Raw genomic sequence first — 23593 nt, 5'->3', positions numbered from 1 at the left:
TTTACAGCGATGTACAACGTTGATATCGAAGAGATATTATTTAGGGAGGTTGTGTTGACAATGAGAAAAACGTTTGTAGCTTTTTTGTTCGTCGCTCTGACCGTCGTTTTCGCCTCGGTCGCCTTTGCTGCGGATAAACCCGTTATCGAAGATCCTCTGATAGTCACCACCTGCGGACAGAGTCCAGGTGCCGTGATGGTGAAGATGTCCAGCATGCAGGCCGGATTCAAGGCGGAGCATAACAATAACCTTACCGCCGCCGACATTAAGGGCAAAGGATACAAGACCCTTATCGTCACCAGTGGTACCAGCATGAAGGGCATGGGTGCTGCCGGAACCAACGTCGACAAGGAGATCGCACGAGTCCAGGAGCTCATGGAGGCCGCCAAGGCCGAGGGCATGTTGGTCATAGGAGCCCACGTCGAGGGGATGGCCCGTAGGACCGACCAGTCCGACCAGGCATCCATAGACGCGGTTCTCTCCAATGCCGACGCAGTTCTCGCAACGGTCGACAGCGACAGCGATGGTTACTTTACCAAATACGCCGAAGAGCACAATATCCCGATTATCAAGGTGAAGGACGCTCTCGGAATCGGACAGGGTCTGAAGAATTAAAGGAGACTCCGTACGGGGCCTTTAGGGGCCCCTTTATTTTTGGAAGAGGAAAGGACGTAGCCGAGAATGACCATGTTCCATCACTCCATCGGAGTCCTGATAGTCATCGCGGTCGTCTTCGCTCTGGCGAAGAGGATGAAGGTGACCACCGAGCTCTCGATGTTCCTTGCCGCCCTTTTTGGAGCCCTGGCTCACATGATCCTGCCCAAAGGGGTGGACCCCCGTTCCGCCATTACCGTGACGGAGCTCCTGCGCCACGTCGTCGAAGGTGCCTTTACCTACTACGACGTATGTCTTATCTTCATGAGCGCCACATTCTTCATGGCCCTTTTCAAAGAGGCCGGAGGCGTGGCTTTCATAGTCCGCAAGATAGTCCGTTCTTTCGCCGGGCATCGTTTCGTCTGTCTGCTTCTGCTGACCGTCGTCATGCTAATCCCCGGCGCCATCACGGGGTCCGGTGCTACCACGGTCCTCACCGTCGGAGCCCTGGTGGGATCTGTCCTGGCCGCCATGGGAGTTCCGGAGACCAGAAGGGTCGCCTTGGTGTTCATGCTGGCGGCCATGAGCGCTGCGGCACCTCCGATCAACCTGTGGGCCATGATGGCCGCCGCCGGTGCCAACATGCCCTACGTGGGATTCGCCAAGCCTCTGTTGATACTATCGGTGGCGGGAGCACTTTTCTCCACCTTCTATCTCGCCGGCAAGGGAGAACCGGTCGACACGGAAAAGGCTCTCTCCGAACTGCCAGAGGCTCCCGAGGGATGGAACTGGCTCAAGGCAGCTCTTCCCTTCCTGACGTTGGTCGCCTTGGTGTTAGCTGGCAGGATATGGCCCTACACCTTCCCCACCGTGGGATTGCCCCTTATATTCATGATCTGTGCCGCCGTTACGATAATCCTCAGCCCCGTTAAGCTCAGGATTCTCGACGTAGCGACCGATACGGTCAAGAACCTTCTCGGTCTGGTCGGCATCATGGTGGTCGTCGGATCGCTCATACAGGTGATGGCTCTCAGCGGAGCCAGAGGATTGATATCCCTGGCGGTGGTGACCCTCCCCATGGCCGTTCTTTTCGCGACTCTGTGGATAATTCTCCCCCTTTCCGAAGGGCTGGTCCAGTACGCTGTCGCGCCCCTGATAGGGGTTCCTCTGATAATGCTCTTCAACATGAAGGGACTCGACCCGATAGTATCTCTCTCCGCCTGGGCAGTCATGTGGCCTCTGGGAGACTGTCTGCCTCCGACAGCGGTGGTGGGAAGAGCTACCGTCATGGAGATGGATTACAAGGGGAGATACTTCGCCGACTTTGTAAAGGCCTGCATAGTCCCGTCCCTCTTCGTAGCTTTGCTGTGTACCCTCTTCTTGATATACAGCAAGAAACTGGCTTTCCTGGGAGGTTAGATCGATGAGTCTCGTTACCCTCAACAACGGCGTGATGGCCCTTTACTACGCCATCAGCGTGTTTTTCCTGGTGGCAGTGATAAGAAATTTCGTAAAGACCAGGAGTCCCCAGGAGGCGATTCTCTACAGCATCATAATGATGCCCTTCGTCCTCCGGATTCTTCGGCTTAAATAAGGGAAGTGGACGGAATGAGCAATTTGAAGACAGTCAAGCTTGCCGCCGTTATAGCGGCCGGTGCTCTGGTGGCCCTCTCTGGGTCCATGTTCAGAGAGCATCGTCTTTTCAAGGAGCCTACCGTTGCGGGGCCCGGGGTCACAGAGGTAAAGAAACTCGGCGATTTCAGCCCGGTAGTCGCCGATACGGTAAACGATTGCAATGTGTATATCCTGGACAGCGGGGTTCCGGGGGGAACTGCCTTTCTCATAGGTGGTACCCATCCGGAGGAGCCTGCCAGCAACATGGCCGCTCAGGTGTTCGTAGAGAACGCTGTGGTTGAGCAGGGGCGACTCATAGTGGTCACCAGAGCCAACACCAGCGCGTCTCAGATCACCAGAAACGGCGAGGCCTATCCTCGTTTTTACAGCGTCAAGACCCCCTGGGGTACCAAAACCTGGAGGATGGGGGATCGTTGCAGCAACGCACTGGACTCCTGGCCCGATCCCGAGGTCTACGTCCACTATCCCAGCGGTCAGAACCTGGCCTACATGGACATAAGGAACCTCAACAGGACCTGGCCCGGTCGTCCTGACGGGCTTATCACAGAACGGACCAACTTCGCTATGATGGAGCTGATCCGTAACGAGAACGTCGATTTGGCCATGGACTATCACGAGGCCGAGCTGGAGTATCCCGTGGAGAACACCATAGTTACCCACGAAAAGGGACAGGCAGTGGCAGCCATGACTTCCATGATGTTGACCTCCGGTGTATTTCCCGTTCCTATCGGAATGGAGTTTTCCCCTGCCGCTCTTCACGGGCTCTCCCACAGGGAGATCGGGGATCACAGCCAGGCCATGTCCCTGCTGGCCGAGGTGGCGGAGCCCATGCTGGACCGCATCAGAGGCATAACCGACGAGGAGCTGCTTATGACCGGTAAAGATCGTTTCGTCATGAAGGCCGGGGAGCACAGGCTTCTCTACGCTCCCATCGACGAGAACGGATGGCATATCGACGTAAGAGTCGGCCGTCACGTTACGACCTTTATGACAATGCTCCAGGTCTTCAACCAGACGACCCCCGATAGAGCCGTAGTAATCTCCGGTATCCCCTCCTATCAGGATGTCGTTGACAAGGGCGTCGGAGCTTTTTACCACGATCCTGAGGCAGCTCCGGGAGTTAAAGTTTTTTACGATTAATTCAGGATAGGATAGAATTTTTAAGAGGTGCGACGTTACTCCGTCGTGCCTCTTTCTGTTTTCGGTAGTCTTTTTTTGTCTGTTGCTGTCGATATTGCTATAATCGGTCGTATATTGAACGCGCCGTCTTTCAAGGAGGTGTCCTTATTTGAGCGAGATAATGACCATAGAGGAACTGGCTAAATATCTTAAGATCTCCAAGTCGAGTATGTATAAACTCTGCCAGGAGGGTAAGGTCCCGGGCCACAAGGTGGGACGACACTGGCGTTTCCAGAGGGAGATCATCGACCGTTGGCTTGCTGAGCAATCGGCTTACCCTCGATTGGGGTCGGTGTCCATGAAGGAACTTCGAGCGATAGTGGACAGAGCCATAAGCATGAGAGACAGAGGAGATCCTCTTGAGGACGATATCCTGGGCAGGATCGTGGACGACGTGGTCGGAGGGGATGAACGATGAGCCCCGTCTCTGTGGACTGGCCCCGTCTGGCGAAAGCGGCTTCCGAGGCCTCGACTAAATCCTGGTCCCCATACAGCGGTTTCCCCGTGGGTGCGGCCATATTGATGGCCGATGGGGAGATTCTGTCCGGCTGTAACGTGGAGAACTCCTCTTTCGGACTGACCAACTGTGCCGAACGTACCGCCGTATTCTCCGCCGTGGCCTCAGGATATCGTAGAGGGGACTTCGTGGCCTTGGCGGTATTTACCCCGGGAGAGAAGGCCAACTCTCCCTGTGGTGCCTGTCGTCAGGTACTGGCCGAGTTCTTCGATCCGTCCTCGGAGGTTCGTGCCTTCTGCGACGGATCGGACGAGTTGCGGTGGACGGTGGAAGGACTGTTGCCCGATGGCTTCTCCCTTTAAAAGGATCACGAAGGAATATCCTAACGTCTCCCGTCTGGACAGTCTGTCGATAACGATCCTGGCGGAGGATACGGTTCTGTATGAATCGCCCTTTCTAGGACAGCATGGAATTTCCCTTTACGTTGAGACCTTGAGAGACGGGGTGGTGCGTAGGATCTTGGTGGACGTAGGTCAGAACCCTCTGGCGTTGGTAAACAACATGGAGGAGCTGTCGATAGACCTGGACGATCTGGATGCAGTGGTGCTGACCCATTGTCATTACGATCACACTAGAGGAATAGCTCAGCTTCTGGCCGCCTCCTCCTCCAGCGGCATCCCCGTGATCGCCCATCCCGACATATTCAGACCCCATTTCGTCGTCGATCCCGAGTGGAGGAACATAGGGATGTCCGAGGAGGATTCTGCGGAGCGTATAGAGTCCTCCGGAGGCAAGCTGATCCTCACGTCCGATCCGATGGAGATATTCCCCGGGCTCTACGTTTCCGGAGAGGTCCCCAGATTGAACGAGGTGGAGCTTCCACCGACGGGGCTGCGCACCTCCAGAGGAGGCATGGCGGTACCCGATCGTATGGACGACGATATCTCTCTCTATGCACTGGTTGAGGGCGGCGGGATGACCGTGCTCACCGGCTGTGCCCACGCCGGTATAATAAACATACTGGATATGGGAGCGGCTCTTTTCCCCGGCGAATCGCTGAGTGGCATAGTGGGAGGACTTCATCTTATAGAGGCCGAGCCGGAACGGATAGAGTGGACCGCCGAGGCTCTGGCCGAGAGATCTCCCAGCTGGGTAGGAGCGGGCCACTGCACCGGTTTCGGAGGTCAGATGGCTCTGGCTGCTACACTGGAGGGTAAGTTCTTCCCCCTCAGAACCGGCATCTCCATACACGTCGATTCGGACGGAATGGAGATGGATTCGATAGTTCCGATCCTCTTTTAGCCTTACAGATGTTAGAGTTTGCTACTCGACGAAAGAGGTCTCTGTGCTACAATGATAAGGAATTTTGATATCAATAGGAGGTCTTCTTATGTACGCTGTTGCAGCTCAGGGAGAGGGTTCGGAAGCCTTGGTGGCCGATCGTTTCGGGCGAGCCGCTTATTTTGCTATATTCGACGAAAACGGAGTTTATATCAAGTCCCTCAGGAACGATACATCGTCAGTGGCCCACGGTGCCGGCGGTCAGGCCGTTGCCATGGTCGCGTCCGAGGGTGCCAAGATCGTCATAGGGCCACAGTTCGGACCCAACGCTGAATCAGCCATGAGGGCCGGTGGGATGACCGCCTTTTCAGCCTCGGGCGTCTCAGCTTCCGAGGCCGTAAGGCTCTGTATCGCCGGGGAGCTCAAGAGGTCGGTGTAGAGCTTTCTTTTTTCAAGAAAATAAGAGAGGGTCGAACCTTTTTCAGGCTCGACCCTCTTCGCTATTTCGTCAGTTCCTTTATGTCTGACCAGATCTTCTGTATCGCAGGGGTCATCGGTTCTAAAGGAACCTTGGCGGAAGCCACCGCCTCGGGGATCTCCTTGGAGAAGGGGATCTCTCCCAGGATGGGGATACCTGTCTCCAAACAGACCTCTCTGACCCTGGGAGCTAAGGAGGTCACGTCCCATTTATTCAGTACGACCGCCGTAGGTACGTCCAGCTTGGTTGCTATCTGATGTAGCCGGAGCAGGTCGTGTATGCCCGATTCGGTCGGCTCAGTGACCGCTACCGCCAGAGAAGCTCCAGTCAAAGCAGCTATGGCAGGGCAGGCTATTCCGGGAGGTCCGTCCACCAAAACGAAGGGGTGTCCCTCTCTTTTAGCCGTTTCCTCCGCCGCTTTTTTGACGGTGGTGACCAGCATCCCGCTGTTCTCCCCTCCGGGATATAGTCTGGCATAGACCAGTTTGCCCTTTTCCGTCTCGGCCTTGAACCAACTTCCCTGTCGTCTTGGAACCATGGATATGGCCTGGACGGGACATACCATGGTGCAGCCTGCGCAGCCCTCGCATTTGCCCTGTCTTATGCGGGCCCTGCCGTCCACCATGGCCACTGCGTCGAAACGACAGAAACCACGACATTTCCCGCATCCAATGCAGACCGCTTCGTCCACCTCTGCGCCGTCCATGCCCATGAAGAGGATTTCCTCCTGTTTCTTGGGAGGAATCAACAACCACAGGTCCGGTGCGTCGACGTCTGCGTCGCAGAGCACGACCCCTTCCTGAGAGGCAAGAGAGGCAAGGGCGGCTGTTACCGAGGTTTTCCCGGTGCCGCCTTTGCCGCTTACTATGACTATCTCTTTCATAGTCCCGCCTCCTTCTTGACCGAATTCCAGAGGCGGTCCATCTGTTCTCTCCAGAGGGACGATCCTCTGTAGGGAGACTCTCCTAGTCCGTAGACCTGAGCTACCTGTCTGGAAAAGAGGAGCCTGGCGAGGACCGGTACGTCGTGGCGACGACAGATCTCCTCGGGATCGCTCCCGCCTAGATCGCTGCGGTTTACCACGACCCCTGCCGGACGTTTCAGATCCGACACTACCTCGAGGGCGAGTTTAAGGTCCGCCATTCCGAAAGGAGTTCCCTCGGTGACCAGCAATACGTAGTCCGCCTGCTCGGTTGCCTCGACCATGGAGCAAGCCGTCCCGGGAGGTGAGTCCACTATTATGAGATCTCCCTCTTCCTTTGCCGTATCTATTACGGATTTTATGACCGGTACCGGGTTGGGGCATCCCACGTCGAGCCTACCCTCCAGGAAGGCAAGATCTCCCGCTTGATCTCTGGAGACCTTGCCTATGACATGAGACCCCTCGGTTATCGCCCCATGAGGGCATACCATGGAACAAACGCCGCAACCGTGACATAGTCCTTCGTTCAACCTGGGCAGAAGATCTCCGAACTGCACCAGTGCGTTGAACCGGCATTCCTTGGCGCATAGGCCGCATCTCTTGCACAGTTTTTCGTCGAAAACGGGCATGGGAAGGGACACAGAGTATATCTCCTTCGGAGCCATGCCCAAAAGCTTGCCTAGGTTGGGCTCCTCTACGTCGGCGTCCACCGCCACGACCTGTCCAGCGGCCAAGGCCAAGGAAGAGGCGATGCAACTCTTGCCGGTTCCTCCCTTTCCGCTGGCTACTGCCAATACGGTCATATCAGTGGTCGCAATCTCCGTGATCGTGAGAGCAGAGGGATCCGGTTCCCTTCAGTTCACCGTCGACGAGCTTGGCTATGGCCTGGTCTATCGGACCGGTTATGCCGGTGATCACCTGAATTCCCTGGGAGACCAGAATCTCCGACGCTCTGCTGCCCAGTCCTCCCGAGACGAGTACATCCGTACCATTTTCCTTGAGCCATCTCGGGAGCACCCCTGGTTCGTGTTTAGGAGGCGTTTCCGTCTCCCTTTTCCCCTGAACTCCGTCCTTTATTTCTACGAATACGAACTCCGGTGCATGGCCGAAATGAGGGCATATAAGCCCCTTTTCAACTGGAAAAGCTATCTTCATGGTGTCTCTTCCTCCTCGAAAAAAAATCCTGCTCATGATATTGATTATCATAAGCAGGATAAGTCCATTCGGCTAATATGTCAATCTTCCTTATATCCCCGTCTCCTTCTGCATCTTCGTCCCATCCCCCGTCCTCGACCGGGAGGTAGGTCTTCTAATGAAACGCCTTTGCTGCGGCAGTCATCGCATATGCCGCATATCCTGAAGGCCTGAGGAAGAAGAGTGAATTCATCGCACAGAGTTAGTTCTCTTATGGAGTCGACCAAGTCCTTTTCGTTCGGTATGGAGATCGATTTACCGCAGTTTCGGCAAAAGGCGTGTATGGTGATATCTCCCTGGTTGAGGGTTACCCTGTTGAACCCCTCTCCTTGGTCTATCAGGCTTATGAATCCCAGCTTGGACAGCACTTCGACCGTTCTGTATATGGTGGCCATCCCTATAGAAGGATCCAGCTCCTGGACCGAGGTAAGTATCTCCTGCATTCCCGGAGCGATGTCCTCTTTCTCTATCCGCTCCAGCACCGTAGCCACTATGAGATCCCTCTGTCGGGTCATACGAAAGCCGCTTTCCTTGATGGCAGCCATTATCTCTTCTTTTTTCGTCTTGAACCTTCCATCGTTCATCTGAGTCCCCCCGAAGCGCTGCTTTTCCCACTAGACTACCACCCTTTGGCCTTCAGGTCTACCGCTCTACGGGACAGAGTTCTCTTCCTTGATTTTCTATCCTGAATTCCCCGACGATGGACTGTATTTCCGCGGCACCGGAGGAGATTTCCTGCGAGTCTTCTGCGAAACCTCGAGATGCTTTGGCTGTTTCAACGACGGAGTTTTTGATGGTCTCGAACGCCTCAACCATCTCCACCGTCCCTTTGGTTATCATGTCTATGGATGATGCCATCTCCTGAGAAGAGGCGGCCTGTTCCTCCGCCGTAGTGGCTACAGATCTTACTACCTCCTGCAGCGATTCCGCAACGGACAGCATCTCTTCCATGTCTTCTCTGGTTTTTTCTGTGACTCCTAGGGTTTCCTGTACCAGGTCGTTCGATCTGTTCATAGCCTGTTCTGCTTCAGACGAATGTTCTTTCAGCTCCGCTATAACCCGTCCTACCTCCTGAGCCGCTTGATTGGATTCCTCTGCCAGCTTTCTTACTTCCTCCGCCACGACGGCAAAGCCCTTTCCTGCATCTCCCGCTCTTGCCGCTTCAATAGCCGCGTTAAGGGCCAACAGATTAGTCTGATCGGCTATGGTGGCGATGGTCTCCACGAAACCGGATATTCCTGTTACCGAATGTCCAACGGACTCCATCGTCTTGGTTATCAGTTTTGAATGTTCTCCTAGTTGGGTCATTCTATCGGAGACTTCTTTCATCGAATTCATCGCTTCCCTACTTCTATGACCGGTTTCTTCCGCTGCTTCCAGTCCCTTTGCCGCCGAAGAGGCACTGTTGGTAGCTCCTCCTGCTACTTCCTCTATTCCGGCGTTAGCCTCTTCCAGACCGGCCGAGTTGCTCTCTGCCAGTTCGGTAGAACGGTCGACCGATGTCTCTATCTCGGTTATCGATGCTGCCGTCTCCTCCGACAGGGCCGCCATGTTTTCCGACATATCGGCGAATCTATCGGCCTTTTCTTTTAAATGCATAAAACTTTGCGAAATCGCTTTTCCCATCGACTCCAGGGCGACGTTTATTCTTGCCAGTTCGTCTTTGCTATCGGTCCTGAAGTTTACAGTTAGATCTTTGTCGCTGAATTTTTCTATGAGCTTTATTTTCTCAGATATGGACTTCAGTATACTTGACGTTATTAGCCAGGCCGAGACGATGCCGAACAAAACCGAGGCTATGGCGATCGACATAAAAATTCTAGCCGTGACTTTTTCGGCCAAAGCGGTTGCATCTTTTTCGTCGGCACGAAGGTCTTCCGCTAATTTCACGAACGATCTTGCGTTTTCCAGTAGAATAGGTGTCTGAGCGCTGGCTTTTTCCCAGCTTTTTCGATATAAATCGAGAGCTTCTTTATATGCATTCGAAGCGGATATTATGCCTTCTGTAAGCTTCTTTATCTCTTGATCTGGAGAGCTTTCTCCCAATATCTTAGCCTGTCCTATAAGGTTTTCCAACGAAGAGACGGCGTTTTTGTAGAATTCTTCGTCTTCTCTTAGGATAAAGTTCTTTTCCTCCCTTCTTGCCTGTAGGACTAGTTTTATGAGTCTGTTGGCTACATCGGCCCTGTCGTTCCCCTCCGAAAGCATGTCAGCTGTGAAGATTATGTCCTCTCCGAAAAGAGCGTCGTTTTTGCGAAACTCTTCCATAAGCTGTGCAGTCATTTCTTTTTGTCTTTTTCGGATTTCCTCTGCTAAATTAAGTGCGTTTCTAGCCGACTCTTCCATTTTAATCTGAGAGTTCGTCTTTTCATCTATAGCCTCTATCAAGGAAAAGATGCTTTTCTCGTAATGCTGTAAAATGACCTCGGTTTTTCCCAGATTTGCTTTTTTATTTTCATCGAGAAAAAGTTCCTTGCTGAGGGATATCTGCTTTTTTATATTTGAGATCTCCTCGGACACCGCTTCACGAGAGGCGGCATCTTGGCGTATGATATAGTTTTTCTCGTTTACCCTAACCTGTCGTGCCATCTTCACCAGACGGTTCATGTCGTCGGCTAGTTTTACCCTTCGAGCTATTTTTGCCATGCCATCTATACCTACGGTTGATACCGATATCATGGCCGATATGAGAAATCCGAAGGCGATCACCAGTTTTGCCTTTATCGTCATTCTGTTCAATAGTTTCATTTTTTTACATCTCCTCTCTTTTCGTAGATGTAGGGTTTTTTCGAATCTCTGAATGAACAAAAATGAATATTACCACTCAACGATAGGGCCTAATTGAGGGTAAAGTCAAGTGTATTTTTATGTTTTTCGTATCCGTTAGTTCGATTGTCTGGAGCTGGAGGTGTTTCTTTGCTGTATAAAAAATGGTCAGCCGATCTTAGGCGTAGGTTTGGAAACCGTGTCCAGAAGATAAGCCTGGACATAGGTTCCGGTTGTCCCAACAGGAACGGCCTGGGGGAGGGGGGCTGCATCTTCTGTGATTCGTCCGGGGGAGGTAACGGGGCCTGGATGAGAGGAGAAAGTCTGGAACTTCAGGTTCGAAAAGGCATGAAGTCAGCCGTAGAACACTACAAAGCTAAAGGCTGTATCCTTTACTTTCAAAGTTATTCATCGACCTACGGTCCTCTGGGTAGACTTAAAGAGGCGATCGAAAGAGCCCAAGCCGAGGCCACTCGTCATCTTCCGGTTTTAGGGTTAGCCGTGGGAACCAGGCCAGATATCGTCTCGGACGAGGTCGTCTCCTATCTTTCCTCTCTCTGTAGATCTGACTTCGAGGTCTGGTTGGAGCTGGGGGTGCAGACCACCGACGAGGACAGTCTGAGATGGTTGAGAAGAGGGCACGATCTGGCCTGTGTCGAAGATACTCTGAACAGGTGTCTCGATGAACCTTTTTCAGTGTCGGCACACCTGATAGCAGGTATTCCCGGTGAACGGGACGACCAGCTTCTCCGTTCGGCCAGGTGGCTTTTGGACCGTGGCGTCACCGGCCTAAAATTCCATCCTCTCTACGTCCTGAGGTGTACCCCCTTGGAGGATCTTTATATGAGTGGACGGTTCGAGCCCCTGTCGATGGATCGATACGTCTCGAAGGTCGCCGAAGTTCTGGCCCTGGAGGGCAGTCGCTTCGTGGTCCAGAGACTTACCGCTGACGTGTGGGGCGGACGTTTGGTGGCCCCTTCCTGGTTGGCCGATAAGAACGGGGTTATGGCGGCCATAGACGAGAATGTGAGGTCGAGGCTTGGGGTATAGCGCCTCTATGTGTCATAATCTTAGAATCTGGAGGTTTCTCCCTTTTTTTTGGGGTTGAGATATCCGGGGCCGAATAAACTCAAAACGAGGAGGTAAACCCGATGAGAATGCGCAAGCTTTTGTCGCTTTTAGCCCTGTCCCTGGTGGTAACCGCGCTTTGTGGGATATCCTACGGGGCGGATATGTCGAATTTTATCGAGGATTATTACGGTGCTCTGGAGAGGTCAGTCTCGGACGGCAATTTGGAGAATCTCTCTCCGTTTCTTGACGTGGATACCGATTACGGTAGAGAGACCCTGTCCTGGATCGTTAGACTCAATAGAATGGATGCGACCGTTCGATTCGATAGGTTATCGGTGGGACGGGTCGTAGAGAAAGATGGAGAGACGGGACTTCCAGTCGAGGATGTCATGACCATCACCTACCCTGACGAGAGGACCAAGACCTTTTCTTATCGAAGGGTTTACGGTCTAGTAAATGGAAAAATTGCTGAGGAGAGATCCAGCTTCGACAGGATTTTCCCCGTTCTGGACGGTGAAAGTGCAGAAAAACAGGTCCCCGTCATTTCCTCCGGAAAGTTAGAGAGCCGGAAGGCGGCAGTTGTTCCCGAGTCGGCCATACCGGAGAGCTTTCTCCCCGCTTCCGAGGAGGACCAGGTGTCCTTTTTTATTCGATGGAACGCCCCGATAGGGCTTTTCAAAGAACTAGCAGGCAACTCCGTTTCCGAGAAGGAGATGGACGAGATCGCCGATCAGATGCCTCCGGTCGCCGAGGGAGCGATGGTTCTCACGGTGAAGTCCGACGAGATCGCCTCTGTCTACGGGGCCTTCAGGTCCCTGGAGGACGTGGATCCATCCGACGCTATGAGGTTGACAGTGTCCCGTATGGCCGACGACGAAGAGGTGGTTCTGAAGCCTTTCGATGAAGAGCTGGGGAAGGAACTCATACCCCTTTCCATAGTGGAGTTCCCCGACGACGACGATATGCCCAGGCTTTACTCCGCCTTGTGGAAACAGGACAGAAAGACGGTGCTGATAGCCCTTTCCGGCAAGGGGCTGAGGGAAATGATCGACGTCGCATCGGGACATGGAAAAACCGTCGACGCAAGCTGTCGTTTCGAGGGCTCGCCTCAGATTCTGATGAAGGCCTTCGTCTCCAACGAACTGCTTCGGTCCGAGATGGACGATGAGATGGCCCTTTATAGCAAGGATCCTCTGGATTTCGAGGTGGCTTTGCTGGGGGAAACGGAGGAGATCTCTCTCAAATGGTTCACCAACGCCATGGACCTCTTCGTCGATCCTACCGTCGGAGGAGCTCTTCTTCCTATAGGTAAAGACATTCCCTTGCTGGGAGATCGGATCCTCGGTTTCCTCTCGGCACGATTGGCCAGAATCGACAGGGACAGATTGTTCGCGTCTCTCGGTAGTAGTCTGTCCTCCGGGGACATGGAGGAGTTCGACAGAGGAATGGAGCAGCTTTACGAGGCGACGGGGCTCGAGGTGGGGGACCTCCTTGATCTTCTGGGCGGTCGGATCTCTCTTGTACTGGGGGCCAGGAGCAGAAGTCCCATAGGGGACGTGCCGGGGTTGTTCCTTCTGATGGAGCCTGAGAAATCCGACGTGCTGGCCAAAGTCGCGGAGGCCCTGCCAAGGATATACGCAATGGCCCCTCCCGTAGGGCTGAAAGAACTGGACCTGGACGGTTGGAGCAAGGCCTACGGCATGAACGGCATGGTCAGTGCGACTGTCGCGGTGGGAGATAGACGGTTGGTTCTCGGAGCGGTGGACTACGAGAGGATCGGTCTTCCCGGAAAGGTACCTGCCGTTCTGGTTCCGATTCTGGACGAGGGTAATCTGGCGGTAATGGCGATCTCCGTCGCCGACCTTCGCGAGGCGGTCAAGGATATAGTGGACGCCAACAGCATTTTCCTCCAGGACGACGATATTCGGAAAGGGGTCGAGGCCTTCATGGAAGGGTCCTCCCACATATCGTCCTTGGTTATGAGGGTTTCCTCCAAGCGAGAGGGCAGTATCTCGGTGAAGTTGATCAAATAGATGAATTGTATGACATCCCGTCTTTGTGCGTTTTTAGCCTCTTTGTTGTTGATCTGTTCCCCTGCCTACGAATGGGATCTGAAGTTGCCCTCTCTGTCCCTCCCATCCTGGCTTACAGGGTCTGACTCGGACAGATTTTCCTCCCTGTGGGATGATGCGATGGGGGAGTTGGACGATGCACTGGGGCGTCTCGACGAGGCCGAATACCTTCCGGATGAACGGCTGATCGGGAACGACAGATCGAAAAACGACAGAAAGATCGACTCCATCTTGGAGGAGGTCGTGGCGATATTGGCCGATTCGGAGGCCTCAAATATTCGGGCGGAGATAATGGCTTTGAGAGAGAGGATCGCCTCGCGAAGGGCCAAGTTGGCGTTGCTTCAGGAACGTAGGGTCTCCGCTCCTTCCGAGGGAGGGCTTCTCAACCGAGGCAAGGACGATCTGGACGAGACTATAGAGTCGGAGACGGAGGCCATGGTATCCGACGAAAGAGCTCTGGACTCCCTGGAGGATGACTTCGTGTCTGCGATGAAAAAATCCGGGGTGAACGGATCGGACGAGAGCATCCGTGGAATGCTGGCGGGGGTCACCGCCGACGATATAGTGGCCATGCAGGGGGTCTACCTCAACGTCAGGTTCTTTGCGGACAAGTTGACCGAGCTGATGGAGAGCTCATCGGACGATATCTCCGTGGCCAAGAGGTACTACGGCATCTATGCCCTGCTGATTCGGACCTGTCTGGTCATGAACGAGAGATTCGTGGAGAAGATAGAGAACCGCTATATTCCGGAACTGAACGACATGGAGACCTCCGCCGAAGGCCTTGCCGCGGAGATGGGGGCTCAGATGGGCGATCCGTCTCTTACCTCCTCACAGAGGGCTCTTCTGAGGAGCAATCTCGATTCTACCGCCATAACCCTCAGGGCTATAGAGGCATACAGGGGATATCTGGAGGAACAGAGGGATTTTGCCTTGAAAAACGTGGATGCCTTCGGAAGGGATTACGGAGTGGCCTACAACGCCTACAGGACTATGAGGCTCGCCAGAGGACTGCTTGATTTGGTCAAGGCCAACAGGAAGGATTTCGACGCTCTAGCCTCTTTGGAGATTCCCGACGTGGTGGTTTTCTCCAACGATAGGCTGAAGAAGGAGTTCATCGCCATTACCGAAGGTCTGAAGAACTGAAAAATGCCCCTGCTTAAGCAGGGGCATTTTTTCGTTTCTTCGATCGGATCAGCGGACCTTTCTTATAGAGTCCACTATAGTTCCGTCTCTGTATTCGACCACTCCTACGATCTCGTCGTCGAACTCCACAGGATCGGGAACACCGGTCATGTTCTCTATCTCGGCCTTGAGCCGACCTATGTCCTTGACCGGAAGACCGGCGTCTTTGGCGAGCTTCGCCAGGTCCTCCCTTCGGGGATTTATGCAGATTCCCCTCTCTGTTACTATGGCGTCCACCGTCTCTCCCGGGGTTACCACCGTCTGTACCTGATCCCTTATGGACGGTACTCCCTCTCTTATGGACGGTATGGTTATTATCGAGAGCTTTGAGCCTGCCGCTGTGTCGGAGTGACCTCCCGATGCGCCTCTGAGTATCCCGTCGTGGCCGGTCAGTACGTCGACGTTGAAATCCACGTCCACGTCCAGAGCCGCTAGGACCACTACGTCCAGGTCGTTCACGACGCAGTTCCTGAAGGGGTTGGCGTACCAGGAAGCGTCTATCTCCACGTGGTTAGGGTGTCCCGCCACCGATTCGGTGACGGCTGCGTCGAAGCTCTGTACGTCGAAGAGCGCTCTGAACAGCCCCTCGCCGAGCATGTCCGCCATGTAGCCGGTGATGCCCCCAATGCCGAAGCCTCCCTGTATGGAGCTCTCCCTCATGTAGTCCCTGACGTACTTGGCCACGGCGAGACTGGCTCCTCCCGCTCCTACCTGGAAGGAGCATCCGTCCACCATAAGCCCGGAGGCCCTGATCAGGTCGAAGGCGTTCTCAGCTATCCTCAGGTTGACCGGGTCCTTGGATATCCTGGCAGGACCGGAGGCTATCCTGGATGCGTCGCCTAGAGAATCGACCAGTACTATCTGGTCCACCAGGTACTGGGGAATCGATATGTGGTGTGGCAGAGGAGCCTCCACGAGGTTGTCCGTGACAGCTATGACGTGTCCGGCGTTTCTAGCGTCTATCTGGGCGTAGCCCAGGGTTCCGCAGGCGGACTTACCGGTGGAGCCCGTCATGTTCCCCATGGTGTCGCAGGTGGGAGCGCCGAGAAACGCCACGTCCACCGAGATGCGCCCTTCTTCGATGGCCCTGGCTCTCCCTCCGTGGCTGTGTATCATCACGGGAATCTCCATCTCGCCTCGGGATATCATCCTGCCTATCTCGCCTCTTACACCGGAGGTGTGTATCCTGGCTATGGTTCCCCGTCGAACCGCATCGGCCACTATCTCGTGTGCGTCGGTCAGGGAACTGGGAGCCAGGGTCAGTCCCTTTATTCCCAGTTCCTCGATGGCCTTTATGATCGTCGGAAGTACCGCATCGCCGTTTCTGAGGTGATGGTGGAACGATATGGTCATTCCGTCCTGAAGTCCAGATCTCTTAATTGCCTCGGCTAGGTTTGAGGCCAGCTTGCGGCCTCCGAAGGCTCCTATCTTTTTGGTCCTAGACTCAGGGGACCAGAGATAGGATCCGTCCAGTCTGGCGAAAGCTCCGTCGAAGGGAGCCAGATCTCCAAGCCCTGGGATGGAACGAGGGATCCTTCTCCCTATTGAGTTTACGGTCGTATCCAGCTTCAAAGCGATACCTCCATCCCGGAGAGCTTGGCCAGCTCGATTGTCCTGTTGGCCTGAGCAACCACCGGAGCATCCACCATCTTGCCGTCAACCGCGATGACTCCCAGTCCCTTCGCCTCGGCGTCTTTAGCTGCCTTGACTACCCTTATGGCCTTAATAAGTTTCTTTTCGTCCGGTCTATAGGCCCTGTGTATCGTCCCTATTTGAGACGGGTGTATGGCCGCCTTGCCGGAGAATCCCAGCTGTACAGCCAGACGGCACTCGGCCTCCAGCCCTTCTTGGTCGTTTACGTCGGTGAAGACCGTGTCCAAAGCCTCCTTGCCTGCCGCTTTCGCAGCCAATATGACGTGGCTCCTGGCGTAGAGCAGCTCGGTCCCCTCTCTGGATCGGGCTATCCCCAGGTCAGCTGCCAAGTCCTGCCCTCCAAGAGTAAGAGCAGTGACCCTGGGAGACGACGTTGCTATGGAGTAGGCGTTGATGAGGGCCAAGGCGGTCTCCAACATGGCGTGGATCTCTATCGATCCCACCGGTATATCGTTTTTTCTCTCCAGCTCGGAGATTATGCGGTCCGCCTCGACTACGTCTTCGGGGGATTCCGTCTTCGGTAGCCTTATGCTGTCCGGTTTGGCAGGGACTATTGTCTTAAGATCGTCCTCGAAAAATCGGGTGTCTCTGCCGTTTATTCTGACGACCTTTTCCACTCCGTCGAAGGGAAGGTCCACAAGGGCCTGGGAAACCAGATGTCTGGCCGCGTCCTTTTCGGTAACGGCGACGGCGTCCTCGAGATCAAGCAGTACCCCGTCGGCCCCGTATACGCTACAGTTCTGCACCATAGCCGGATTGTTGCCCGGTACGTAGAGAAGAGAGCGACGAGGTCTTTTTATCGCTGTCTTCGTCATCTATTCAGTCGCCACCTTTCGTCTTTTGTAGAGAGCGTAGCAGAAGGATATGGCAGCCATGGAGAGCAACACGGCGGATATGGGCTTCTCTACGAAGATGGCCAGGTCGCTGTTGGCTATGGTCATGGCGTTTCTGAAATATTGTTCCGTCGAGCTTCCAAGTATCAGAGCCAGAACCAGAGGCGGTATAGGAATTCCCAGCTTACTGAACATATAGCCGCCCAGAGCGAACACGGTCACCAAAATGAAGTCGAAGGCGCTGTAGTTCAGGAAATAGGCTCCCATGAATCCCATTCCCAGGATGAGAGGAAGCATGATCCTCTGAGGTATCCTGAGAAGCTGGACAAGCGGGATGGCCAGAGGCAGGTTTATAACCAGCAGAGCGATGTTCCCGACGATCAGAGAGGCTATGACCCCCCAGGCTATCTCGGGGTACTGGGCGAAGAGGATAGGCCCGGGGCGAACTCCCAATAACATCAGGGCTCCCAGCATGACCGCAGTCGTCCCCGATCCAGGGATACCCAGTGTTAGCAGGGGAACCATGGCCCCGCAAGAGCAGGAGTTGTTGGCCGCCTCGGGAGCGGCTAGTCCCTCGATGGCGCCTTTGCCGAACCTTTCGGGAGTCTTGCTGAGCGATTTCTCCATGGCATAGGACATGAAGGTGGCTATAGTCCCTCCCATTCCGGGGAGTACCCCGATGAAGAAGCCTAGAGGCGAGTTTCTCAGCATGGGCATGAGGCATTTCTTGAAGTCCGCCCAGGATACCCACACCTTGCCTATGGTCTTGGAATCTATCTTATGCTGTACGTTTACGTCCTTTATGTTCTTGAATACCTCACATACGGCGTAGAGACCTATCATGACGACCAGAAAGTCCACTCCGTCCTGAAGGGGTTCAACTCCGAGTGTGAAGCGATTGATCCCCGTCTGGGGATCGATCCCTATGGTAGATATCATGAAGCCTATGGCTACAGCGATGAATCCCTTGAGGATACTGCCCTCCGAGAGGGTAACCGTGGCGGTCAGGGCGAACATGAGCAGCGAGAACATCTCCACCGGACCGAACTTGAAGGCGTAGCTGGCTATGGGGCCCGTAAGGAACACCAGCAGGATCATTCCGATGGTTCCTCCGATGAAAGAGGCTATGGCGGATATGGCGAGGGCAGATCCGGCCTGGCCGTTTTTCGTCATCGGGTATCCGTCGAAGCAACTGACTATGGCTGAGGCGTCCCCGGGGGTGTTGATCATTATTGAGGCCCTGGAGCCTCCGAACATAGCCCCATAGTAGACGGCGCACATAGTTATCAGGGCGGTGGTGGGGTTCATTCCGTATGTTATAGGTATCAGTATGGCTACCCCGGTGGCGGGGCCCAAGCCCGGCAGCATTCCCATTATGGTGCCGAGAAATCCTCCGATGAAGACCCACAGTACGTTGGTCGCAGTGAGAGCCGTTTGAAATCCTAGAGCCAAGTTTGCGAAAACAGCGTCCATTCATATCACCTCTTCTAGAAGGGCAGGAAGCTCAGCAGCCCTCTGGGGAGACTCAGCTTCAGGGCTATGGAGAACACTCCGTAACACACGCAGGAAAAGGAAACCGCTATGACTGTGTTCTGAACGAACCGTCCTTTGTTCAGGATCGATCCCACCAGAATCATGAAGAGGATTGTCCCTATGACGTAGCCCAGATAATCCAGGGTCTCTCCATAAAATATCCCCAGAACTATGATGGCGAATATCTTGATCCATATGGGCCTTTCCGTCACGAAGCCGAAGGAAAACGGCTCCCTCTCCTTCTTTCGTAGTTCCGACAGGGTCAACAAACCTCCGCATATCACGGCAGAGATACCTATTATGTAGGGAAAAAGCCTTGGTCCTATTTCGTCTCCCGCCTTTACCTCCGGAATTAAGGCGGTTCCGTAGATATAGGCTAAGCCCAGGACGACGGCGAGAAGCCCGGAGATCATGTTTTTCGTCATTTCCTTACCTCCTGTTATTTGGATGGGCCAAAGTCAAAATTTATAGAGGGGGGTGGAAGAGAAGGACGGGGTGAACCTTATCCCCGCCCTTTTCGGTTGTGTCTTTGTTCCTGTCTACTTGATGAGTCCGACCTTCTTGAGGGTAGCCTGGAAGTTTTCGGTCTGGTCCGCAAGGGATGCGGCGAACTCCGTGGGATTTTCGTAGAAGGGGGCCCACTCCAGTTTTTCGAGCTGTTCTTTCCAGGTGGGGGTTTCTATCATCTTTTCGACGGTTCCCTGCCAATAGGCAATCTGCTCCTCGCTCAATCCGGGAGCGGCGATGATGCCTCTCCAGTGGGGGAACACCATGTCGACTCCCTGCTCCACCCAGGGTTTTACGTTCGGGAGGGACTCGAGACGTTCCTTGGAGCTGATGCCGATTATCCTCAGGTTGTCGGCCTTGTGCTGCTCCATTACCTCGGCCAGGCCGATGGTGATGGCCTTGACGTGGCCGCCCATGAGAGCGGGAATCTGCTCAGCGGCGGTCTTGGGATAGACGACGAACTTGATCTTCTGGGGATCTACGCCGTACTTCTGTGCCAGCATCAGGAAGGATATGTGGTCGTCGTTTCCGAGAGCCGGTCCAACCCCTATGACCATGCCGTCCGGATCGGCGTCGATGGCCTCGAAAAGCTCTTTGCCGTTGGTCCAGGGAGCGTCTTTGGCCACAGCTACGGCGATCCACTCGGCCTGAAGGTTGGCGAGGACGGTGAAGTCCTTATATGTAAGAGGGCTCTTTTCGAACAGGTTGTTCAGTATGAGAAGGGTGGAGGTTGCCGCTATATACTCGCCCTTGCCTTCCTTTCCCTTGAGGTAGTTCCATCCGGTAGCTCCGCCTCCGCCGGGTTTATTGGTGACGAGCACGGGACGATCGACCAGTTTTTCCTCTTTAAGGGTTTTCTGTATGGTGCGGCATAGCAGATCCCAACCACCTCCAGGACCGGCCGGTGCGATGAGCTCGATAGGTCTCTTGGGAGACCAGTCGGCCAGGGCCGCGCCGGAAGAGGCTACGACCAACAGAGTTGCGCAGAACAATACGAAAAGCTTTTTCATGAAACGTTTCCTCCCTTCGATTTTGGACGGACTTTGTTACCCCTCTTGTGAAGCTCTTTACCGTTCTCTTCCTACCCGCTCCTCAAACAAATAACCCCGTAGGGGTGTATCTCACATATAGTCGTGTGCCCCTATATCCTCGGAGCAACCTATAACCTCGGTCCATATCCTGTAGGACCTGTCTATATGGCTTGCCCAGAGGATCGCAGCGTCGTCGGGCTTCCTGTCCACGAAATAGCCGTACATCTGTTCTCTCGTGCTGTAGCTTTCGTTAAGTCTTTTGGCTATGACGATCCTTACGACCCTGTACCGGTCCAGCATCTCTCGGTGGCTCCATATGAGGTCCACCACCCTGGGGGCGTGGGATGCCTCGAACATGGCCTTGTTGTACCTTGCCACTATGGGAACGTATGCGTCCGCCAGGGCGTCTCCCTGTAGGGTGTTCATATAGGTTTTTGCCTGATCCAGGGTGCCCCTTATGAGGCCGAGTTCCTCCTCCGTGGCGTTGACCGCTACATAACGTACCGCCAGACATTCCAGTGCTTTTCTCAAGGCGAATATCTGAGCCACGTCCTTGGGGAGCAGGCCCTTTACCACGTTGCCCTTCATGGGAACCCTCTCTATCAGGCCCTCGGTCTCCAGTTTTTGTATAGCCTCTCTGACGGGAGTCCTGCTGATATTGAACTCGGTCGCGATCTCTCCATCGGTGAACCTGGTGCCCGGTTCCAGTTCGCCGCCTACGATGGCCTGTCTGATGTGTTCGTAGACGATCTCCCTTACCGGCTTGATCTTTATTTCCTTGGCTTTAGAAAGTAATGGCATGGTCAGTCTCCTTTTTGGATCCAGGATGCTTGATGCAGCATCCATATCTGTTATACTATGCTCAAAAGGGAAGTTTGTAAAGTACGTTTTCTCACAAGACGCTATATATGCACGGCAAGACAGTCTCTGAATATTCAACCTGCTGTTTGCCCTTTATTGGGAGGTGCTTTTTTATGGTTGAGATAAGGGAACTCTGTTTTCAAAGCGAGATTGAGGAGAGGACCTCGCTTCTGGCCTCCAGGGGGCTTGCCGTCCCCGGTGGAGGTGGAAGAATTTGGGGGGCTTTCGATTCCGATAGGCTTGTAGGTACCGCCTCTTTGATTCGATCGGTCGTCCAGGGTGTGGCGGTCGACGATTCTTTCGAGGGGGAGGGCTTGGCGGCTTCCCTTCTCTCCAGGGTCATCTCTCTGGCGGTCTCGGAGGGGATCGGTCACCTTTTTCTGTTCACCAAGCCATCGGAGGCCCTCAGCTTTTCCCGTCTAGGGTTCAGAGAGATCGTCTCGGTTCAAGGGGCCTCTCTTTTGGAGTGGGGAAGTCCCGGTCTGGACAAATACCTCGCCGGCCTCTCCGAAATGGCTACTGGAAGGGACAGCTCGGCGGTGGTCGTAAACTGCAACCCCTTTACCCTGGGCCATCGATGGCTTCTCGAGAGGGCCTCCTCTTCGTCATCCCATCTTTTCGTCCTCGTGGTGGAGGAGGATCGGTCGATCTTTCCCTTCGAGGACCGGTTCCTTATGGTGAGTTCCGGGTTGTCCGATTTGGACAACGTTACGGTGATACCCAGTGGACCCTACGTCATCTCCTCCGCAACCTTTCCCACCTACTTCACCAAGGGAGGGGAGGCGGAGTCAGTACACGCTTCTCTGGACATCCGGTTATTCGGTACTAAAATAGCTCCGGCACTCGGTGTTTCCAGACGATTCGTGGGTAGCGAACCGAACTGTCGTCTCACCGCGCTCTACAACGAGACCATGAAGACCGATCTGCCACCTCTGGGAGTTGCGGTGGAGGAGCTGTCTCGGATAGAGAGCGGCGGTGTCCCCATAAGCGCTTCCAGGGTTAGAGCTTTGCTGGAGTCGGGGGAGATGGATTCGGTCCGCCCACTGGTTCCCGACGTAACCTGGAATTACCTTTTAAATCGATATAAAGATAAAGAAAACGAGGAGTGATTGGCATGGAGTTCAGTTCCGCCGCGGTAGCAGGTACCCTCGAATCCAGCGATGTAATGGTTAGTTTCTCTCCGTCGGACGAAGTCTTAGAGGTGGAGGTCGAGAGTATCGTTATGAAGCAAAGAGGCAGGAGAATAAGGGAGGTAGTCGATGAGCTTGTCTCCCAAGTCGGCCTTGAGAAGGGTGTCCTTAGAATTCAGGATAAAGGCGCCTTGGAGTGCACTCTGAGAGCGAGGATAAACACCGTTTTAGACAGGGCTGGAGTCCGCTGAGCTCCCCTCGTATGCTGTCCGACAGGTTGGCGACCTTGGCTCAGAGGGCTCTTATCCACGAGGCCGCTTCCTCGCCCAAACCCGGGTTGGTAACGTCTATCGACAGAGGAGCCCACCACGACATGGATTTCGGGTCCTTCGTTGCCAGCGCCTTGGCCTTGGGGCCTTTTTTTAAACAGGCTGCCACTATAGGAACGAAGCTTCACCGTGAACCTCCGGAGGAATGTCTGGAGGTGTTGAGATCCGCCGGAAGAGAGGCGGAGTCGTCGATGGAGGAGGCCACCGGAGGAGTGAACGCCCACAGGGGAGCGATCTTCTCTATGGGGTTGGCCGTGGCGGCAGTCTCGAGGACCGTGTCTTTAGGGGAGATCCCTCATGGAGAGGCGGTGGCGAAGGCTGCGGGATCCTTCGTGGCAGGAATAGTCGAGAGAGAGTTGACTCCCCTGCTTCTTAGACACGAAGAGCCCCTCTCCGCCGGAGAGAGGCTCTTCGTGTCTATGGGAGTCGACGGTATCAGGGGAGAGGCGGAGAGAGGGTTCCCCAGCGCTCTCGTCGCCCTCTCCCGCCTTAAGTCCTATCCCGATCCTCTATCGTCTTTCGCTATGTGCGACGCTTTGCTCTCCGTCCTGGCCTCGGGAAACGATACCAACGTGTTGTCCCGAGGAGGAAAGGAGAGAATGATCTACCTGGCGGAGGCCGCCGAGGAGGCCTTGCGCCTTGGTTGCATGAAGACCTCCGAGGGACGTCGCAAGGTCGCCGCCATGGAACGCTACTGTCTGGATAACTGGGTAAGTCCCGGAGGCAGTGCCGATATGCTGGCTTTGGCGGTGTTTCTTGTTCTGGTGGAACGAGAGTGGCCGACCTCCTCTACCTCTTATCCCTGTACTCCCTGAGGATATCCAGAACAGCGTCTATGTCCGAGGCCGTGTGGTCGCCGGAGATCTGGAACCGTATCTCCTC

25 protein-coding genes are annotated in these 23593 nt (G+C 54.5%); 14 read left to right on the top strand and 11 right to left on the bottom strand.

The annotated features are described in order from the left end of the window. The first annotated feature begins 60 nt into the window (after positions 1-60). The 8 genes from L2W48_RS06810 to L2W48_RS06775 all read left to right on the top strand — a co-directional run bounded on the left by L2W48_RS06810 (position 61) and on the right by L2W48_RS06775 (position 5585). Complete coding sequence (locus L2W48_RS06810) at positions 61-615, top strand: DUF6305 family protein (RefSeq protein ID WP_236099480.1); 555 nt, start codon at positions 61-63, stop codon at positions 613-615. 66 nt (positions 616-681) lie between these two features. Beyond that, entirely contained in the window at positions 682-2013 is a 1332-nt protein-coding gene (locus L2W48_RS06805) for a transporter permease (RefSeq protein WP_236099481.1), read from the top strand. A 4-nt stretch (positions 2014-2017) separates the two neighbouring features. Beyond that, positions 2018-2188: a hypothetical protein gene (locus tag L2W48_RS06800; protein WP_005660822.1), complete on the top strand. Its 171-nt coding sequence runs from the start codon at positions 2018-2020 to the stop codon at positions 2186-2188. A 14-nt stretch (positions 2189-2202) separates the two neighbouring features. Beyond that, a complete protein-coding gene (locus L2W48_RS06795) occupies positions 2203-3369 on the top strand; it encodes a succinylglutamate desuccinylase (protein WP_236099482.1) in 1167 nt (388 codons plus the stop codon). A gap of 148 nt (positions 3370-3517) precedes the next feature. After that, positions 3518-3826 carry a helix-turn-helix domain-containing protein gene (locus L2W48_RS06790; protein WP_005660825.1) on the top strand — a complete coding sequence of 103 codons (309 nt, stop codon included), beginning with the start codon at positions 3518-3520 and terminating at the stop codon, positions 3824-3826. Beyond that, the gene (locus L2W48_RS06785) at positions 3823-4227 is read left to right on the top strand and encodes a cytidine deaminase (protein ID WP_236099483.1); all 405 of its coding nucleotides are present in this window, start codon (positions 3823-3825) and stop codon (positions 4225-4227) included. Before L2W48_RS06790 ends, L2W48_RS06785 begins: the two co-directional genes overlap by 4 nt. Continuing rightward, positions 4211-5167, top strand: coding sequence for an MBL fold metallo-hydrolase (locus L2W48_RS06780; protein ID WP_236099484.1), 957 nt, complete (start codon positions 4211-4213; stop codon positions 5165-5167). The genes L2W48_RS06785 and L2W48_RS06780 overlap by 17 nt, the downstream gene beginning before the upstream one ends. An 88-nt stretch (positions 5168-5255) precedes the next feature. After that, a complete protein-coding gene (locus L2W48_RS06775; protein ID WP_236099485.1) occupies positions 5256-5585 on the top strand; it encodes a NifB/NifX family molybdenum-iron cluster-binding protein in 330 nt (109 codons plus the stop codon). A 61-nt stretch (positions 5586-5646) separates the two neighbouring features. On the opposite strand, the gene L2W48_RS06770 is transcribed toward L2W48_RS06775, so the two are convergent. The 5 genes from L2W48_RS06770 to L2W48_RS06750 all read right to left on the bottom strand — a co-directional run bounded on the left by L2W48_RS06770 (position 5647) and on the right by L2W48_RS06750 (position 10488). Then, positions 5647-6507 (bottom strand): ATP-binding protein, encoded by an 861-nt coding sequence (locus L2W48_RS06770; RefSeq protein ID WP_236099486.1) that lies wholly within the window; start codon positions 6505-6507, stop codon positions 5647-5649. Beyond that, a complete protein-coding gene (locus L2W48_RS06765) occupies positions 6504-7349 on the bottom strand; it encodes an ATP-binding protein (protein ID WP_236099487.1) in 846 nt (281 codons plus the stop codon). Before L2W48_RS06765 ends, L2W48_RS06770 begins: the two co-directional genes overlap by 4 nt. A gap of 1 nt (position 7350) precedes the next feature. After that, on the bottom strand, positions 7351-7701 hold the full coding sequence (locus L2W48_RS06760; RefSeq protein ID WP_236099488.1) for a NifB/NifX family molybdenum-iron cluster-binding protein: 351 nt from the start codon (positions 7699-7701) through the stop codon (positions 7351-7353). Between the two features lie 80 nt (positions 7702-7781). After that, the gene (locus L2W48_RS06755) at positions 7782-8324 is read right to left on the bottom strand and encodes a Fur family transcriptional regulator (RefSeq protein WP_236099489.1); all 543 of its coding nucleotides are present in this window, start codon (positions 8322-8324) and stop codon (positions 7782-7784) included. Positions 8325-8382: 58 nt separating this feature from the next. Then, entirely contained in the window at positions 8383-10488 is a 2106-nt protein-coding gene (locus L2W48_RS06750; RefSeq protein WP_236099490.1) for a HAMP domain-containing methyl-accepting chemotaxis protein, read from the bottom strand. A gap of 168 nt (positions 10489-10656) precedes the next feature. Here L2W48_RS06750 and mnmL point away from each other — a divergent pair, with 168 nt between their 5' ends. From mnmL to L2W48_RS06735, 3 genes are all read left to right on the top strand, one after another. Then, positions 10657-11556, top strand: coding sequence for a tRNA modification radical SAM protein MnmL/YtqA (gene mnmL, locus L2W48_RS06745; protein WP_236099491.1), 900 nt, complete (start codon positions 10657-10659; stop codon positions 11554-11556). A 101-nt stretch (positions 11557-11657) separates the two neighbouring features. Beyond that, positions 11658-13610 (top strand): TcaA NTF2-like domain-containing protein, encoded by a 1953-nt coding sequence (locus L2W48_RS06740; protein WP_236099492.1) that lies wholly within the window; start codon positions 11658-11660, stop codon positions 13608-13610. 9 nt (positions 13611-13619) lie between these two features. Next, positions 13620-14795, top strand: a complete 1176-nt coding sequence (locus tag L2W48_RS06735; RefSeq protein ID WP_236099493.1) for a hypothetical protein — start codon at positions 13620-13622, stop codon at positions 14793-14795. Between the two features lie 48 nt (positions 14796-14843). Here L2W48_RS06735 and citF read toward each other — a convergent pair whose 3' ends face one another. From citF to L2W48_RS06705, 6 genes are all read right to left on the bottom strand, one after another. Then, positions 14844-16406 (bottom strand): citrate lyase subunit alpha, encoded by a 1563-nt coding sequence (gene citF, locus L2W48_RS06730; RefSeq protein ID WP_236099494.1) that lies wholly within the window; start codon positions 16404-16406, stop codon positions 14844-14846. Next, a complete protein-coding gene (locus L2W48_RS06725) occupies positions 16403-17302 on the bottom strand; it encodes an HpcH/HpaI aldolase/citrate lyase family protein (RefSeq protein ID WP_236099495.1) in 900 nt (299 codons plus the stop codon). Before L2W48_RS06725 ends, citF begins: the two co-directional genes overlap by 4 nt. Next, on the bottom strand, positions 17303-18793 hold the full coding sequence (locus L2W48_RS06720; RefSeq protein WP_236099496.1) for a tripartite tricarboxylate transporter permease: 1491 nt from the start codon (positions 18791-18793) through the stop codon (positions 17303-17305). A 14-nt stretch (positions 18794-18807) separates the two neighbouring features. Next, complete coding sequence (locus L2W48_RS06715) at positions 18808-19278, bottom strand: tripartite tricarboxylate transporter TctB family protein (protein ID WP_236099497.1); 471 nt, start codon at positions 19276-19278, stop codon at positions 18808-18810. Between the two features lie 114 nt (positions 19279-19392). Beyond that, a complete protein-coding gene (locus L2W48_RS06710; protein ID WP_236099498.1) occupies positions 19393-20370 on the bottom strand; it encodes a Bug family tripartite tricarboxylate transporter substrate binding protein in 978 nt (325 codons plus the stop codon). A gap of 111 nt (positions 20371-20481) precedes the next feature. Beyond that, positions 20482-21192: a GntR family transcriptional regulator gene (locus L2W48_RS06705; RefSeq protein WP_236099499.1), complete on the bottom strand. Its 711-nt coding sequence runs from the start codon at positions 21190-21192 to the stop codon at positions 20482-20484. Between the two features lie 173 nt (positions 21193-21365). Between L2W48_RS06705 and citC the strand changes: the two genes are divergently transcribed. The 3 genes from citC to L2W48_RS06690 are packed head-to-tail and all read left to right on the top strand — an operon-like array spanning position 21366 to position 23526. Beyond that, positions 21366-22361, top strand: coding sequence for a [citrate (pro-3S)-lyase] ligase (citC, locus tag L2W48_RS06700; RefSeq protein WP_236099500.1), 996 nt, complete (start codon positions 21366-21368; stop codon positions 22359-22361). Positions 22362-22366: 5 nt separating this feature from the next. Beyond that, entirely contained in the window at positions 22367-22633 is a 267-nt protein-coding gene (gene citD / locus L2W48_RS06695) for a citrate lyase acyl carrier protein (RefSeq protein WP_236099501.1), read from the top strand. Positions 22634-22644: 11 nt separating this feature from the next. Further along, entirely contained in the window at positions 22645-23526 is an 882-nt protein-coding gene (locus tag L2W48_RS06690) for a triphosphoribosyl-dephospho-CoA synthase (protein ID WP_236099502.1), read from the top strand. Positions 23527-23593: the final 67 nt, after the last annotated feature.

It is taken from the genome of Dethiosulfovibrio russensis, assembly GCF_021568855.1.
GTDB classification, from domain to species: Bacteria; Synergistota; Synergistia; order Synergistales; family Dethiosulfovibrionaceae; genus Dethiosulfovibrio; species Dethiosulfovibrio russensis.
This window is presented reverse-complemented; position numbering and strand designations above follow the sequence as displayed.

Excerpts from the sequence above, each read along its gene's own strand:
- L2W48_RS06720 (WP_236099496.1), bottom strand. The coding sequence starts at position 18,793 with ATGGACGCTGTTTTCGCAAACTTGGCTCTAGGATTTCAAACGGCTCTC.
- L2W48_RS06805 (WP_236099481.1), top strand. The coding sequence starts at position 682 with ATGACCATGTTCCATCACTCCATCGGAGTCCTGATAGTCATCGCGGTC.
- L2W48_RS06785 (WP_236099483.1), top strand. The coding sequence starts at position 3,823 with ATGAGCCCCGTCTCTGTGGACTGGCCCCGTCTGGCGAAAGCGGCTTCC.
- L2W48_RS06705 (WP_236099499.1), bottom strand. The coding sequence starts at position 21,192 with ATGCCATTACTTTCTAAAGCCAAGGAAATAAAGATCAAGCCGGTAAGG.
- L2W48_RS06760 (WP_236099488.1), bottom strand. The coding sequence starts at position 7,701 with ATGAAGATAGCTTTTCCAGTTGAAAAGGGGCTTATATGCCCTCATTTC.
- L2W48_RS06735 (WP_236099493.1), top strand. The coding sequence starts at position 13,620 with ATGACATCCCGTCTTTGTGCGTTTTTAGCCTCTTTGTTGTTGATCTGT.
- L2W48_RS06800 (WP_005660822.1), top strand. The coding sequence starts at position 2,018 with ATGAGTCTCGTTACCCTCAACAACGGCGTGATGGCCCTTTACTACGCC.
- L2W48_RS06725 (WP_236099495.1), bottom strand. The coding sequence starts at position 17,302 with ATGACGAAGACAGCGATAAAAAGACCTCGTCGCTCTCTTCTCTACGTA.
- citC (WP_236099500.1), top strand. The coding sequence starts at position 21,366 with ATGGTTGAGATAAGGGAACTCTGTTTTCAAAGCGAGATTGAGGAGAGG.
- L2W48_RS06780 (WP_236099484.1), top strand. The coding sequence starts at position 4,211 with ATGGCTTCTCCCTTTAAAAGGATCACGAAGGAATATCCTAACGTCTCC.
- L2W48_RS06795 (WP_236099482.1), top strand. The coding sequence starts at position 2,203 with ATGAGCAATTTGAAGACAGTCAAGCTTGCCGCCGTTATAGCGGCCGGT.
- L2W48_RS06740 (WP_236099492.1), top strand. The coding sequence starts at position 11,658 with ATGAGAATGCGCAAGCTTTTGTCGCTTTTAGCCCTGTCCCTGGTGGTA.
- L2W48_RS06755 (WP_236099489.1), bottom strand. The coding sequence starts at position 8,324 with ATGAACGATGGAAGGTTCAAGACGAAAAAAGAAGAGATAATGGCTGCC.
- L2W48_RS06765 (WP_236099487.1), bottom strand. The coding sequence starts at position 7,349 with ATGACCGTATTGGCAGTAGCCAGCGGAAAGGGAGGAACCGGCAAGAGT.
- L2W48_RS06715 (WP_236099497.1), bottom strand. The coding sequence starts at position 19,278 with ATGACGAAAAACATGATCTCCGGGCTTCTCGCCGTCGTCCTGGGCTTA.
- L2W48_RS06770 (WP_236099486.1), bottom strand. The coding sequence starts at position 6,507 with ATGAAAGAGATAGTCATAGTAAGCGGCAAAGGCGGCACCGGGAAAACC.
- L2W48_RS06750 (WP_236099490.1), bottom strand. The coding sequence starts at position 10,488 with ATGAAACTATTGAACAGAATGACGATAAAGGCAAAACTGGTGATCGCC.
- L2W48_RS06775 (WP_236099485.1), top strand. The coding sequence starts at position 5,256 with ATGTACGCTGTTGCAGCTCAGGGAGAGGGTTCGGAAGCCTTGGTGGCC.
- L2W48_RS06690 (WP_236099502.1), top strand. The coding sequence starts at position 22,645 with ATGCTGTCCGACAGGTTGGCGACCTTGGCTCAGAGGGCTCTTATCCAC.
- citD (WP_236099501.1), top strand. The coding sequence starts at position 22,367 with ATGGAGTTCAGTTCCGCCGCGGTAGCAGGTACCCTCGAATCCAGCGAT.
- L2W48_RS06710 (WP_236099498.1), bottom strand. The coding sequence starts at position 20,370 with ATGAAAAAGCTTTTCGTATTGTTCTGCGCAACTCTGTTGGTCGTAGCC.
- L2W48_RS06810 (WP_236099480.1), top strand. The coding sequence starts at position 61 with ATGAGAAAAACGTTTGTAGCTTTTTTGTTCGTCGCTCTGACCGTCGTT.